Consider the following 13379-nt stretch of genomic DNA (forward strand, 5'->3'; position numbering starts at 1 on the left):
CCGCCTCCCTCTCGAAAACTTGCTAAAAGGGGGTCAGACCCCTTTTGGGCGACTCAGGCGATCCCGAGGCCCTCGGGGTCGATCTTGTCCTGGATGCGCCGGAGCGTCCGGCGGAGCAGACGCGAGACCTGGACCTGCGAGATGCCCATGCGCTCGGCGATCTCCACCTGCGTGAGGCCGTCGACGAAGCGCATGCGGATGACGTCGCGCTCGCGCGGCGAGAAGTCCGCGATGGCGTCCTCGAGCACGATCCGGTCGTCGGACGCGGCGAGGTCGGCGTCCTCGGTGGCGTAGTGGTCGATGACCGAGGGGGCCTCGTCGTCGTCGGACGAGCCGCCGCCCTCGAGCGGCACCGAGCTGTAGGCGCTCGACGACTCCATCGCCTCGAGCACCTCGTCCACGGAGGCGCCCAGGTGCTCGGCGATCTCGGCGACCGAGGGGCTGCGCTGCAGCTGGTTGGTGAGCTCGTCGGTCGCCTGGTTGACCTTGGCGGAGAGCTCCTGCAGGCGGCGCGGCACGCGCACCGACCAGCCCTTGTCGCGGAAGTGGCGCTTGATCTCGCCCATGATCGTGGGCGTGGCGTAGGTGGTGAACTCGAGGCCGCGCTCCGGGTCAAAGCGGTCGATCGCCTTGATCAGGCCGATCGTGCCCACCTGCACGAGGTCCTCCAGGGACTCGCCGCGGTTCTTGAACTTGGAGGCGAGGAAGCGCACGAGGTTGAGGTGGCTCACGATCAGCTGGTCGCGCGCCTCGGCATCGCCGCCCTCCTTGTAGCGCCGGAAGAGCTCGCGCGTGCGGTCCTTGTCCCACGCGACGCGCCCCTTGCCGGAGCGGCGCGCGGGCTGCGGAGAGCCCTGGTCCGCGCGGCCCCTACTCGTCATCGGAGCCGCCGGTCGCCCGCACGAGGTGCAGCGTGGCGCCGTCCTCGGACAGGTCGAACTCGTCGCAGAGGGCAAGCAGCAGCACGCGGACGAGCTCCACGGAGTCGTCGGTGGGACGCGCGCCGCCGAGCGAGAAGTCCATGCCCATGCGGCCCGCGCCGAGCGTGAAGGCCACCTCGACGTCCTCCGGGCCCGTCGCGCAGGCGTAGACGAACCCCTCGTCGGCGATCATCTTGACGTCCTCGACGTCCTCGATGCTCTCGATCCCGGCCGCCACCGCGAGCGCGGAGGCGGTCATGCGGACCGAGCGGGCAAACGACGCCTGCGCGGGGACGCGCAGGAGCACGTGCTTCTCGTCCATCAGCTCTCCTTCTGGTCGGCGGCGTCGCTCGGGGACGCCACCTCGGCGTAGTCGACGTAGCGGGTGGGCGTCTCCCGGGGCGCCTCCCGCCTCTGCGCAGCGGCCTCGGAGGCGGCGCGCGTCTCCGGGAGCGCCGCAGGGTCGGGGCTCGTCTCGCCGCGCAGGCGCGACACGACGCCCGCGACGCCGCTCGCCGCACTCTCGGCGACGCCCCTCACGGCCCCCGTGACGCTCGACGCCGCGCCGGAGACCGAGGAGACGTCCTCCAGGATGCCGTTCAGCCGGTCGAGCGAGACCGTGGCCTCGTCGACGGCGGTCTCCGTCTTCTCCAGCAGCGGCACCGCGCGCTTGGCGGCGGGCTCCAGCTCGTCCATGATGCCGTCGAGCTTGGCCACGACGGGCTGCGCCTGCTCCACCACCTCGCGGGCCGAGGTCGTGAGCGCGTTGACGTCGCGGCGGGCGGAGCGCATCGTGAGCGCGATCTCCACGGCGGCCCAGACGCCGACCAGCACCAGGACGACAAGGGCGATGGAAAGTATCAGGTCCGCGGTCATAGCGCCCTCCTCGGGACGAAACTCTGGGACGGGACTGGGGTCGTGCCTCAGAGCTACATTCTACCCAAACCCCGGCCGGGCTAGCGCGGCCGGGGGCGCGGCCGCCATTTCCGGCCGCCCGGAGGCCCCGGGATCGCACGGGCGCGGGCGCGCGGGCGCGGCCGGCTACTCCCCCGCCTCGGCGCGCTCGCGGCCGATGGCCTCCTCGCGCCAGGCCTCCCAGCCCCGGCCGCTCGCGTGGTAGAAGCAGCCGCGCTCGAGGCCCTCGGGCAGGTAGCGCTGCTCCACCCAGCCCGCGGGGTAGTTGTGCGGGTAGAGGTAGGGGCCGTACTCGTCCGAGCCGGGGCGGTGGCGGTCGCGCAGGTGGTTGGGCACCTCGCGGCGGGGGCCGCGTCGGACTTCCTCGAGCGCGGCGTCGATCCCGGCCTCGGCGGCGTTGGACTTGGGCGCGAGCGCCAGGTAGGTTGCGGCCTGCGCCAGGTTGATGCGGCACTCCGGCATGCCGATGACCTCCGTGGCCCGGAAGGCCGCGTGCGCCACGAGCAGCGCCTGCGGGTCCGCGTTGCCGATGTCCTCGGAGGCGCAGATCATGATGCGGCGCGCGATGAACTTGGGGTCCTCGCCGGCGTCGAGCATCCGCGCGAGCCAGTAGAGGACGGCGTCGGGATCGCTGCCGCGCATGGACTTGATGAACGCCGAGATGACGTCGTAGTGCATGTCGCCGGCCTTGTCGTAGGCGAGGCCGCGGCGCGGGTTGGCCTCGAGCACGTGCTCGCGCGTGATCGTGGCCGGCGAGCCGTCGTCCTTCTCGTCCACCATCTGGGAGGCCAGCTCGAGCGAGGTGAGCGCCGCCCGGCCGTCGCCGCCGGCGAGCGTCACGATCTCGTCCTCCGCCTCGGGCGCGAGCACGAAGCGGCCCGCGAGGCCCCGCTCGTCCGTCACGGCACGACGCAGCAGCTCGCGGATCGAGTCGTCGTCGAGGGCGGTCAGCTCCACGACGCGGCTGCGACTGATGAGGGCGGAGTTGACCTCGAAGTAGGGGTTCTCCGTCGTGGCGCCAATCAGCACCACCGTGCGGTCCTCGACGGCGTGGAGCAGCGCGTCCTGCTGGCCGCGGTTGAAGCGGTGGATCTCGTCTACGAAGAGGATCGTGCGCCGCCCGAGCGAGAGCAGGCGGGAGCGGGCGGCCTCGATCTCCCGGCGCAGGTCCTTGACCGTGCCCGTGACGGCGCTGACCTCGACGAACTCCGCATGCGTGGTGTGCGCGATGATACGCGCGAGCGTGGTCTTGCCCGTGCCGGCCGGGCCGTAGAGGATGACCGAGGAGAGCGTGTCGTGCTCGATCGCGCGGCGCAGCCAGCTGCCGGGGCCCACGGCCTTGGTCTGGCCGACGAAGCCCTCGAGCGTGGTGGGGCGCATGCGAGCCGCGAGCGGCGCGTTCTCGTCGCGGCGGGCGTTCTCGATGTGGGTGAAGAGCGTGTCCATGGGGGCGATTGTACGCCAGCGCGCCGCGATGCCACCAGCCGTCCAGAAAAACCCGCCCTTGTTCCGGGCGGCTCCAGATAATGGCGACCTCGTCCCGGCCGGTTCTAAATAATGGCGGCCTTGTCCCGGCCGCTGCGAGCCCGGGCGCGCACGGTCCCGGATTCTTAGAAAAACAAGCGACAAGAACGCCGATTCCCGGACGCGCGTGCGACAAGGCCGCCGATTCCTGGAGCCGCGCGCAACAAGGCCGCCGATTCCCGGACGCGCGCGGAACAAGGCCGCGACTTCCTAGACGCCCCCGTGCCAAGCCCGCCAAATCCTGGGACCGGCCGAGAAACGCCCCGGGCGCGCGGCTACGACAGGTGCTTCGCCACGAAGGTGTCGACGGTCCCCCAGTAGAGCTCCGGGTCGGTGCTGGCGGACAGGCCGTGGCCGGCCCCCGGCACGACGAGCTTCTCCTTGTCCGCGCTCGCGCAGGCGTCGTAGCATTCGTCCAGCATCGAGAAAGGCACGAACTCGTCCGCGTCGCCGTGGATGAAGAGCATCGGCACGCTCGCGCGCGCGAGGCTGTCCGTCGCGCAGACGTCCTCGAACGCATAGCCCGCGCGCAGCCGGCACGCGAGGTCGGCGGCGTTCAGGATCGGGAAGCTCGGCAGGCCGAAGACGTTTTGCAGCTGCAGCTCGAACTCGCCCCACAGGCTCGCGTAGCCGCAGTCCTCCACGATCAGGCGCACGTTCTCGGGAAGGTCGTCCAGCCCGGAGGCCTGCATGACCTCGGCGCCGCCCATCGAGACGCCAAAGAGCAGGACGCGCGCCTCGGGGTCGGCCGCCACGATCTGGTCCACCCAGCCGACGAGGTCCTCGGCGTCCGTGCCGCCCATCTGAATGAGGCCGGTGTCCGCGTTGCGCTCGTGCCCGCGCGCGGCGGGCGCGAGCACGTTCATGCCCAGCTGAGAGAAGTGGTAGGCATACTTGGCCATGTCGGCGGGCTCGCCCACGTAGCCGTGGCAGACCACGGCCCAGGTGTGCCCGTCGGCGTAGGGGCCGCCCTCGGCGCCGGGAAGCTCCCAGCCCAGAAGCTCCGTGCCGTCCGCAGCGACGAGGCTCACGCTCTCCTTCTGCGCGTCGAACCACGCGGCCGCCTCCTCGGCGTAGGCCTCGTCGAGCTTGGGCGCCTCGCCGTAGTCGAGCCCGTCCACGTCCTCGGAGCCCATCATCGACGCCATCGAGACCTCGGCGTGCGGGTTGAGCGCAAAGTCCACGAGGAAGTTGCCCGCCACGGCCAGCGCCGCGGCCGCCAGCACAACGACCGCCACCGCGACCGCGATGACGACCCGCCTCGTTCTTCTCGCCAGCGCCATGTGCTCCCCTTCCCCGAACGTGTGAGGGGCCATTCTACGTCGCCACGACGTCCCCCCGCGCCGAGTGTACGAAATACGTCAGAGGATGATACGATAGTTAAGCTACGACTATATGTATGCAACCTAGCGAGAAGGCAGGCCGAGGGAATTTCGTACACTCGGCGAGGGGCCGATGCAGCGGCGACCCCGGCGGGCGAGAAGGACCTCGGGCCGCAACCGCAGCCCGCGCGGCCGCTAGGCGCGCACGCCCTCCGGGAAGTACCCGCGGCTCGGGAAGAGCTCCGCCGCACGCGGGAACGCCGCCGCGCAGGTGGCCATGAAGTAGTCGTCGGTCATCGAGGAGATGAAGTCGACCACGGTGCGGTCCGGGTCGGACTCCCAGTCGTAGCTGCGGCCGTAGAAGGCCAGGCGCCGCTCGAGCGGGGCCACGTGGTGCGCGAAGATCGCCGCGGACTCGTCGCCGGCCGCCAGCGCCGCCAGCTCGTGGTCGTAGAGCGCCGAGAAGAGCTCGGCGATCCGGGCGGAGAAGTCGCCGTTGACCTCGCCCGCGCCGTAGATCTTCTCGTAGTTCTCGCGCTTGGCGCGGCGCATCTCGGCGAAGCCCTCCTCGCTCATCGCGATCGTCTCCTCGCCCACGCTGTTCTCCACCACGTCCGCGACGAAGGCCGCGAGCGCCCAGGCGTTGTAGCCGCCGCCGAGGCCGTCGTCGAAGCTGGACTCGTCGCACAGGCCCGCGCAGATGGCGTCCTGGCGGTCCTTGCCCACGTAGGCGATGATGTCGGAGACGCGCACCACGCAGCCCTCGAGCGTCATCGGGCGCAGGTGGGAGATGGCCTCGTCGCCGCGCTCCCAGCACGACGCCACCACGCGCTCGAACGTGCCGAACTCGGCCAGGCCGCTCGTCTCGAAGCGCTGGAGCTCGAACTCGCCGTTGTGGCAGAGCGCGCCGTCGAGCGTCTGCAGGCTCACGTTGCGGCCGGCCAGCTCGTCCAGGACGCGCACGCTCTGGACGTTGTGGAAGAACCAGCGGCCCGTGCGCTCGTGGTAGACGTCGGAGAGGAAGCGCTCGCCGGCGTGCCCGAACGGCGTGTGGCCGAGGTCGTGGCCCAGCGCGATGGCCTCGATGAGGTCCAGGTTGAGCCCCAGCGCGCGGCCGATGTCGCGCGCCACGCGAGCCACGAGCTGCACGTGCAGCCCACGCCGGCAGAGGTCGTCGTTCGCGCGGAACGAGAAGACCTGCGTCTTGCCCGCCAGGCGGTTGTAGGCCGGCAGGTGCACGATCTTCTCGGCGTCCCGCACGAAGGCCGGGCGCAGCGCCGTGTCGCGGTCGCGCTCGGCGGGGTCGCGGCGCAGGGCGGAGGCGTCGCGGCACGCGAACGGCGAGAGCCGCCCGCTCGCCAGGCGCTCCCCCACGAGCGCGGCCGCGCGCTCGGAGAGCCGCCCGGTCAGGCCGGGGGCAAGCGGGTTTGTCAGCGGGGCGCCCATCGCCGGCTAGTCGCGCACCACGAGGCAGCCCATGGTCACGCGGTTGGTCCAGGGGCCGAGCTCGCCGTCGTAGCCGCCGCGCGCGTACACGCCGCCGAACTCGCCGCGGAAGAGGTGCAGCCCGATGAGGTTCTCGACCTCGACCGGCTCGGAGCCCCGGTCCGCCTCCTCGCCGACGGCGGGGGCGCCCAGCACGACGGGCGAGCGGTAGGTCCGGCCAATCGCCTGGACCACGCCGCCCTCCTCGGCGCAGCCGAGAAGGACGCGCCACCAGTCGTCGCGGTCGGCGCAGGACGCGCCGGCGACGGCCTCGTTGGCGCGGTAGGCGCCCGCCGGGCGCGCGAGCCAGCGCTCGGGCTCGGCGAGGTAGGGCGCGAGGTCGCAGCCGCGCTCGAGCAGGTGGGTCTCGGGGACGTGGGCGCGCACGAAGGCGAGCTCCTCGTGGTCGAGCACGCCCTCCACGGCGTCGGAGGTGAGCACCGCGAAGAGGGCGTTGGTGGAGACGGGCCACGTGCCGAAGCCGCCGATCACGCAGGCGAGGCCCCGGCGGGCCGCCTCGGCGAGCGCGTCCACGCCGTCGCCGGGCTTCTCGACCATCTCGGAGAGCAGGGCGCGGCGGTAGACGCAGGCGATCGGGCCCTGCGAGTCCACGAGGCGCCGGACGCCGCCGGCCTCCTCGATGCGCAGGTCGCGGATGTCCACGAGCCGCGCGAAGACGCCCTCGTCGGCCAGGCGCTCCACGATGTCGGCGAACTCGCTCGCCGTGGCGCTCTCGGGGAAGTCCACGATGCCGACCGTGGGACGGTCGGGGTGCTTGGTCCCGGAGTCGGCGTTGGCCCAGGAGCGGTAGGTCTCGCGCAGCGCGTCGATCACGCCGCCCGTGACGTCGAAGGTCTCGATGTCGGGGTGGCGCTCGGCGAAGCGGCGGTAGGCCTCGGTGAGCTGGGTCGCGCGCGTGACCTCCACGGAGGCGGTCATCCCGAGCGAGCTGTCGGTGGCGACGCCGGCCAGCGTGAAGTCGCCGGTCTCCTCGTCAAAGAGGACGTCGACGCGGGCGAAGGGGATCAGGCGGTCGTAGCCGGTGGGGATGCGGGTCAGCGCCTCCTGCTCGGCCGGCAGGCGGAAGCGGGCGCGGAAGTCGGCGTCGTCGAGGTAGCGGGCCGTGACCTTCTCGATGATGCGGCCCATGGTCTCGGCCGCCTCGCGCAGGATCCCCAGCTCGGCGCTCGAGAGGACCTTGGGCGTGAGGGCCCAGGTCGGGCTGCCCTCGCGGTTGGCGACGGGGTGGGCGGAGGCGAGGTAGGAGGCCGCGAGTCGGCGGCCCTCGGCGTCGCCGTCAAGGTCCCGGAGGATGCCGAGGTACTCGTCCTCGAGCTGACGGCAGCGAAGGTTGCTCATGATGTCCCTCGTTTCTGTCTTGTCATGGCACGCGCATTGTAGGTGTATGCGCGGACAAAAACAAAGGTTTTCACCAGATGCGGGCAGGTATGTGGACCTTCGGTGGAGCAGGGGGGGCAGCGAGAGGGACGCAGGCGAGAAGGACGGCCGGCGCGCGGCGCTACGACACGTACCAGAGCCGCTCGCCCTCCCGCACCTCGAAGCCCATGGCGCGCGCGAGCGCGAGCGAGGCGTCGTTGTCCGGCCAGACCTCGGCCCACGGGAGGCGCCCCTCGTCGAGCAGCTGGCGGACCTTGGCCGCCGCGAGGGCGCGCCCCCAGCCGCGCCGGCGCGCCTCGGGCACGACCTCGAGCAGGCCCATCGCGCCGTGCGGGTGCTCGCCCACAAAGCCCACGAGCCGCCCGTCCTCAAAGCCCCCGATCACGCGCCCGCCGGCGAGAAGCACCTCGAGCGCGCCGGCGCGCAGGTACTCCGGGTGGCTGTAGCGCTCGAGGATCGCCCCGGCGTAGGCCGGCGTGAGCACGCGCAGGTCACGGGCCGCCCCGAGCTCGGGCGTGCCCGCGCGCCACACGATAAGGTCGCAGGCCCGGGAGCGGCCGTGGGCGGCGCGGGCCACCTCGCGCGCGACGGAACGGGGCGCGCAGACGCAGGTCACGGGCGCGGGGCCCAGGCACGTGAGCGCGCGGCGCACGAGCTTGCGGTCGCTCGCCCAGACGAGGCGCGCGCCGGCCGGCACGTCCGCGACCACCGCCCCCTCGGCGGCGAGGCGCACCTCGCCCACGCCGCGCCCGAGCGCGTCGGCGAGCGGCAGCGCGTCGTCGCCGGCCTCCCCCACCAGCCGGAGCGCCCGCTCGCGGCGCTCGCCCGGGTCGTCGCGGGTCGCGTCCACCACGAAGGAGAGCCGGTCGAAGAACATGAGCTGCCCCTCCGGGCCCGGGTGGTCGGATCCGTCCGTCAGAAGCCTGGGCAGGAGGCTGCGGTCGAGCAGGGCGGAGCCGTCCACGAGCCGCATCTGCGCGTGGCGCGCCGCGGCGGCCGCGACGATGCCGTCGACCTCCGCGTAGCAGCTGCGCGGGTGCGTGGGGTAGGCGACCTCGAGGTGCGGCGGGGTCGTGAGGACCCAAGTGGGCGCCTCGGGCCAGGCGGCGGCGACCTCGCCCAGGAGGGCGCGCACGTCGCGCGCGACCGCCGCCGCGCCGCACGGCTCGAAGCGGTAGTTCTCGCCGAGCTCCACGACCACGGCCGCCGCGTCGCGCACCTCCGCCGCCGGGACCGTCCCCGGCTGGAACACCTGCCCGCCCACGCCCTGGTTCACGAGGTCGAGCCCCAGGTGGTCGGCGAGGAGCGCCGGCCAGGTGCGGGCCGGGTCGTCCGCGCAGAAGCCCTGGGCGATCGAGTCCCCCAGCACGAGCAGCCGGGGGCGCGCCGGGACGGGCTCGACGAACGAGCCGTCCGCATGGACGCAGCGCAGCTCGCAGGGCACGAGGCAGGGCAGCCACACGCGCACGTGGCGCGGCTCGCCGAGGCCCGGCAGGGGCAGCTCCAGCGCGTCCGGGTCCGCGAGGTCGATCGAGAGGAGGTCCTTCTCGCCCGGGGAGAGCGGGCCGAGGTGGCGGCCGTCCACGTCGACGGACACGACGTCCACGCGCGGCGGCTCGACGCCCGTGTGGCGCCGGACGTCGTCGAGGGCGCCGAGGGTCCCGCGCGGGACCTCGCCCATGCGCAGCTCGAGCGTCGCGGTGCAGGCGTCGGTCGTGAACTCCACGGTCACGCCCGCCGTGCAGGCCGCCATCTGCCGGTAGAGCCCCGGGTGCCAGGCGCGCACGCTCCCGAGCGCGCGCAGCTGCGCGGCCGAGAAGCGCGACGGGCGCACCCAGCCGTCGCCGGCGTCCGCGACGTCGAGCGCGCCGTGCAAAAGGTCGGCGGCGCGTGCGGTGACCTCGGTCGGCATGGGCGCCCTACTCCCCCTCGCGGACGGGCTCGTAGAACTGCTCGCCGTCGTCCAGGCGCAGCACGAGCACCTGGCCGAAGCCCGCGCCGCCCGCCGCGCCGCTGTCCACGTCCCAGCGGTCGCGCTCGGCGCCCACACGGACCATGCGGGCGAGGCCGTCCTCGCCGAACGCGGGGCGGTCCAGCTCGCCGGCCATGCGCTCGAGATAGGGCGTCGGCGTGTGGCCGGCCACGACCACGGGCCCCGAGCCGTCCTCGCCCGCAAGGCCGCGCGGCGCACCCCAGAACTCCTCGCGGATCCACGTGAGGTCCTCGTCGCTCTGGGCGGCGAGGTAGGAGGCGGCCGCCTCGTCGTCCCAGGTCTGCGGGACGGCTGCGGACAGGTTCACGCCGGCGTGCGCAAGCAGGTAGAGGCGCCCGCCCACGCGGACGTGCGCGCTGCGCGGGCAGGAGCGCACCCAGCCGACGAGCTCGTCGAACTCGTCGGGGCCGAGCGCCTCGAGCCCGTCCAGCGTGACGCCGCCGCCGTTGATCGACCAATTCATGGCCGCGATGGGGTCGTGGCGGTCGCGCAGGAAGTCCAGCATCAGGTCCTCGTGGTTGCCGACGAGCGCGACCGCGCCCGGGAGTCCCCGCACGAGGCGCAGCACGCCAACGGGGTCGGGCCCGCGGTCGATCATGTCGCCCAGGCAGAAGATGCGGTCGCCCTCGGCCGGCGAGACGCGAATGAGAGCGCGCTCGAGCGTGGCCCGGTGGCCGTGGACATCCGAGAAGACGTAGGTGGACATGCGCTTGACCCCTCCCTCGTGCCTCTCGCGCCGCCGCGCCCGTTCGACCTAGCCTAGCACCTCACGCGTCCCGCGCCCACCCGAGCGCGGGCGAGCGGTCGCGCCGCCTCTAGGAGCGCCGGCCCCGACGCCGCGCCCGCGCCGCGCGCAGCCGCCAGACGGGCGGGGCGCCGACGTCGACCACGTGGGCCGGGAGCCGACCCGCCCCCGCCGCGCGCACCTCCGCCACGACGCGCGCCATCGTTGCCTCCGCGCGGCCGCGCTTGAGCTGGCACTCCCAGATCACGAGCACCGTCCAGCCCGCGTCCAGAAGCAGCGTCACGTCCCGCTCGTCGCGGGCGCGGTTGCGCGCGAACTTCTCCTCCCAGAACGCCGCGTGGGTCTTGGGCCGCGACGGCTCGCAGAACGGGCAGCGGTGCCAGTAGCACCCATGGACGAAGATCGCCACGCGCCGCCCGGGGAAGCACACGTCCGGACTGCCGGGCGCCTTCTTCCAGTGCAGGCGGTAGCCGGTGAGCCCGGCCGCGCGCAGCGCGGAGCGGACGCGCAGCTCGGGGCCCGTGTTCTTGGAGCGGTTGGCCTGCATGACGTGGCGCGTGGCCTCAGACGACGCCTCGGGGACGCGGGTGCGCGCTACCACGCGGGGCGCTCCCCCGGGGGCGTCGGCGCGCCCTCGAAGTTGAGGTCGGCCGTGAGCGCGCGGGCGCCCGCGAGGTCGAGCCCCGGGGAGAGCAGCTCGTCGAGGACGGGGAGCACGCGCGCGTGGGCCGCGTCGAAGAGGTCCCAGAAGCTCGCGGTGCTCGTCTCGTGCGTGAAGGGGTTCTCCCACGCGCGGTGGTCGCGGTTGTCAAAGTCGGAGGTGTCCTCCGGCCGCGCCCGGTGCGACATCGCCGCCACGAGCGAGAAGGGCGCGCGCGTGACCAGGCGCTCGACGGCCGCGAGTGCCGTGCGCTTCCGGCCCGAGGGCGAGTCGAAGACGCGCTGGACCAGCCGGAACTCGCGCACGGCGGTGGAGAAGGTGCGCGGGTCGACGGCGCGCTCGAAGACCCAGAGCGCCGCGTAGAAGTAGAGCTTGTCGACCGCGGCGAGCACCGCGCGCGAGGCCGCGAGCGCCCGCTCGTGCGGGCGCCAGCGCTCGACCGTCCGGCCCGTGGTCGCAAAGAGGACCATCTCGTCCAGGTCGCGCTCGATCTCCGCATGGACGCGCGAGCCGGCGCGCTCGTCGAGGCCCGGGACGCCCGCCGCGCAGAGGCCGTTCTGCCAGCAGTAGACGAAGGGGTGCACCGTGGAGTCCAGCAGCCAGTGGCACGCGAAGCCGGCCACGTAGGCGCGCCCGATGCTGCGCTCGCGCCCCTCCAGGCGCAGCGCCGCCTCCCGCATGGCGAGAAGCACCTCGGCGCTCGAGACGCCGTGCAGGGCGTTGCCGAGCGGCGACCACTTGTGCATCAGGGGGTCGACGACGAGGTAGAAGAGCGGGTCGGGGCCCTGGTTGCCCAGCAGGAACGCGTCGCGCTCGTCGATGGAGCGCGCCTTGAGCAGGCTGGTCGCGTCCTCGAGGACGCCCCGCCCGAAGAGGTCGTGCGTGAGGATGGCAGGCATCGCGGGCCCTTTCGTCGTGTCCTGACCCGATTATGCCACGAAGCGCGCACCGCCGGGCGCGCTTACCCACTTCTTACGAGCCGCGCGCGGCCCGCTCGCGTACCATGGGAGTGTTGCGGCGTCACAGGAAAGGAAGCACATGGCGCATCAGAAAATGACCAAGGCCGAGAAGAGCTGGATTGTCTACGACGTGGGCAACTCCGCCCTCGTTCTTCTCGCCACGAGCGTGATCCCGATCTACTTCTCCTCCCTCTCCCCCGACGGCGGCGTCGTGGTGGCGTGGAGCTATGCCGAGACGGTGGCCTCCCTCATCATCGCCCTCCTCATGCCGATCCTGGGCTCGATCGCGGACATGCAGGGCATGAAGAAGAAGTTCATCGTGGGCTGCGTGGGCACGGGCGTGGTGGCCACGGTGGCGCTGGGCTTCGTGACGACGGCGCTCGCGTTCCTGGTCATCTACGTGATCTCCTCGGTGGCGCTCAACTCCTCGATGGTCTTCTACGACGCGCTGCTCGTGGACACCACGACCGACGACCGCATGGACGAGATCTCGTCGGCGGGCTACGCCTGGGGCTACATCGGCAGCTGCGTGCCGTTCATCGCATGCCTGGGCGTGGTCCTGGGCTACGAGGCGCTCGGCATCACGCTGCAGACCGCCATGCAGATCGCCTTCATCATCACCGCCGCCTGGTGGGCCGTCTTCACGGTGCCCCTGCTCAAGAACGTGCAGCAGCTCCACTACAAGCCGCGCGAGCCGCACGCCGTGAGCCGCGCCGTCCGGGGCCTCACCGCGACGCTGCGCGAGATCTGGGCCAACCGCGCCATCCGCTACTACATGATCGCGTATTTCTTCTACATCGACGGCGTGCACACGATCATCAAGCTCTCCACGAGCTACGGCACCGAGCTGGGGATCGACTCCACGCAGCTCGTGCTGGCGCTGCTGGTGACGCAGTTTGTGGCGTTTCCGAGCGCGATCATCTACGGGCGCCTCTCGAGCCGCTACGGCACGCGCCGGATGCTGCTGATCGCGATCGCCGCGTACTTTGGCATCACGCTCTTTGCCGCGTTCTTCCTGCGCTCGGCCGCCGAGTTCTGGTTCCTGGCCATCCTCGTGGGCATGTTCCAGGGCGGCATCCAGGCGCTCTCGCGCAGCGAGTTTGGCAAGCTCTGCCCCAAGGAGCGCGCCAACGAGTACTTCGGCTTCTTCGACATCTTCGGCAAGTACGCCGCCATCCTGGGCACCTTCCTCGTGGGCACGTTCACCGCACTCACCGGCAACTCCAGCCTCGGCGTGCTCTCGATCGCGGTCCTCTTCGTCGTGGGCTTCCTCGTGATGCTCCGCGTCCCGGAGCGCGCCGGCGCGTAGGGGTCCTTCTCGCCCGCCCGCGCCCTTGTCCCGGCCTGCGCCGATCGCGCAGGCCGGGATTTTTGTCCGCAGCCACAATTCCCGAGTTGCGCGATCGGGCCGGTGGTCGTCAGCACACGTAAATCGGGAAACGTGACCATACGGACAA

General features: G+C 72.3%; 12 protein-coding genes. 1 reads left to right on the forward strand and 11 read right to left on the reverse strand.

Annotation, left to right across the window (positions count from 1 at the left end):
- Nucleotides 1-53: 53 nt before the first annotated feature.
- From H6A07_RS09100 to H6A07_RS09150, 11 genes are all read right to left on the reverse strand, one after another.
- Nucleotides 54-881 carry a SigB/SigF/SigG family RNA polymerase sigma factor gene (locus tag H6A07_RS09100; RefSeq protein ID WP_204814604.1) on the reverse strand — a complete coding sequence of 276 codons (828 nt, stop codon included), beginning with the start codon at nt 879-881 and terminating at the stop codon, nt 54-56.
- Nucleotides 871-1242, reverse strand: coding sequence for an ATP-binding protein (locus H6A07_RS09105; RefSeq protein WP_204814605.1), 372 nt, complete (start codon nt 1240-1242; stop codon nt 871-873). The genes H6A07_RS09100 and H6A07_RS09105 overlap by 11 nt, the downstream gene beginning before the upstream one ends.
- On the reverse strand, nt 1242-1796 hold the full coding sequence (locus H6A07_RS09110; RefSeq protein WP_204814606.1) for a hypothetical protein: 555 nt from the start codon (nt 1794-1796) through the stop codon (nt 1242-1244). Before H6A07_RS09110 ends, H6A07_RS09105 begins: the two co-directional genes overlap by 1 nt.
- A gap of 165 nt (nt 1797-1961) precedes the next feature.
- Entirely contained in the window at nt 1962-3281 is a 1320-nt protein-coding gene (locus H6A07_RS09115) for a replication-associated recombination protein A (RefSeq protein ID WP_204814607.1), read from the reverse strand.
- Nucleotides 3282-3634: 353 nt separating this feature from the next.
- Nucleotides 3635-4642, reverse strand: a complete 1008-nt coding sequence (locus H6A07_RS09120) for an alpha/beta hydrolase (protein WP_204814608.1) — start codon at nt 4640-4642, stop codon at nt 3635-3637.
- A gap of 234 nt (nt 4643-4876) precedes the next feature.
- A complete protein-coding gene (locus tag H6A07_RS09125; protein WP_204814609.1) occupies nt 4877-6127 on the reverse strand; it encodes a deoxyguanosinetriphosphate triphosphohydrolase family protein in 1251 nt (416 codons plus the stop codon).
- 6 nt (nt 6128-6133) lie between these two features.
- Nucleotides 6134-7525: a hypothetical protein gene (locus tag H6A07_RS09130; protein ID WP_204814610.1), complete on the reverse strand. Its 1392-nt coding sequence runs from the start codon at nt 7523-7525 to the stop codon at nt 6134-6136.
- Nucleotides 7526-7685: 160 nt separating this feature from the next.
- Nucleotides 7686-9476, reverse strand: coding sequence for a GNAT family N-acetyltransferase (locus H6A07_RS09135; protein ID WP_204814611.1), 1791 nt, complete (start codon nt 9474-9476; stop codon nt 7686-7688).
- Between the two features lie 7 nt (nt 9477-9483).
- Nucleotides 9484-10263, reverse strand: coding sequence for a metallophosphoesterase (locus H6A07_RS09140; RefSeq protein ID WP_204814612.1), 780 nt, complete (start codon nt 10261-10263; stop codon nt 9484-9486).
- 109 nt (nt 10264-10372) lie between these two features.
- Nucleotides 10373-10903: a very short patch repair endonuclease gene (locus H6A07_RS09145; RefSeq protein ID WP_342636585.1), complete on the reverse strand. Its 531-nt coding sequence runs from the start codon at nt 10901-10903 to the stop codon at nt 10373-10375.
- Nucleotides 10897-11862: a hypothetical protein gene (locus H6A07_RS09150; RefSeq protein WP_204814613.1), complete on the reverse strand. Its 966-nt coding sequence runs from the start codon at nt 11860-11862 to the stop codon at nt 10897-10899. Before H6A07_RS09150 ends, H6A07_RS09145 begins: the two co-directional genes overlap by 7 nt.
- A 139-nt stretch (nt 11863-12001) precedes the next feature.
- Between H6A07_RS09150 and H6A07_RS09155 the strand changes: the two genes are divergently transcribed.
- Nucleotides 12002-13231, forward strand: a complete 1230-nt coding sequence (locus H6A07_RS09155; RefSeq protein WP_204814614.1) for an MFS transporter — start codon at nt 12002-12004, stop codon at nt 13229-13231.
- Nucleotides 13232-13379: the final 148 nt, after the last annotated feature.

This window comes from Olsenella uli (assembly GCF_016899935.1).
In the GTDB taxonomy this organism is placed as follows: Bacteria; Actinomycetota; Coriobacteriia; order Coriobacteriales; family Atopobiaceae; genus Thermophilibacter; species Thermophilibacter uli_B.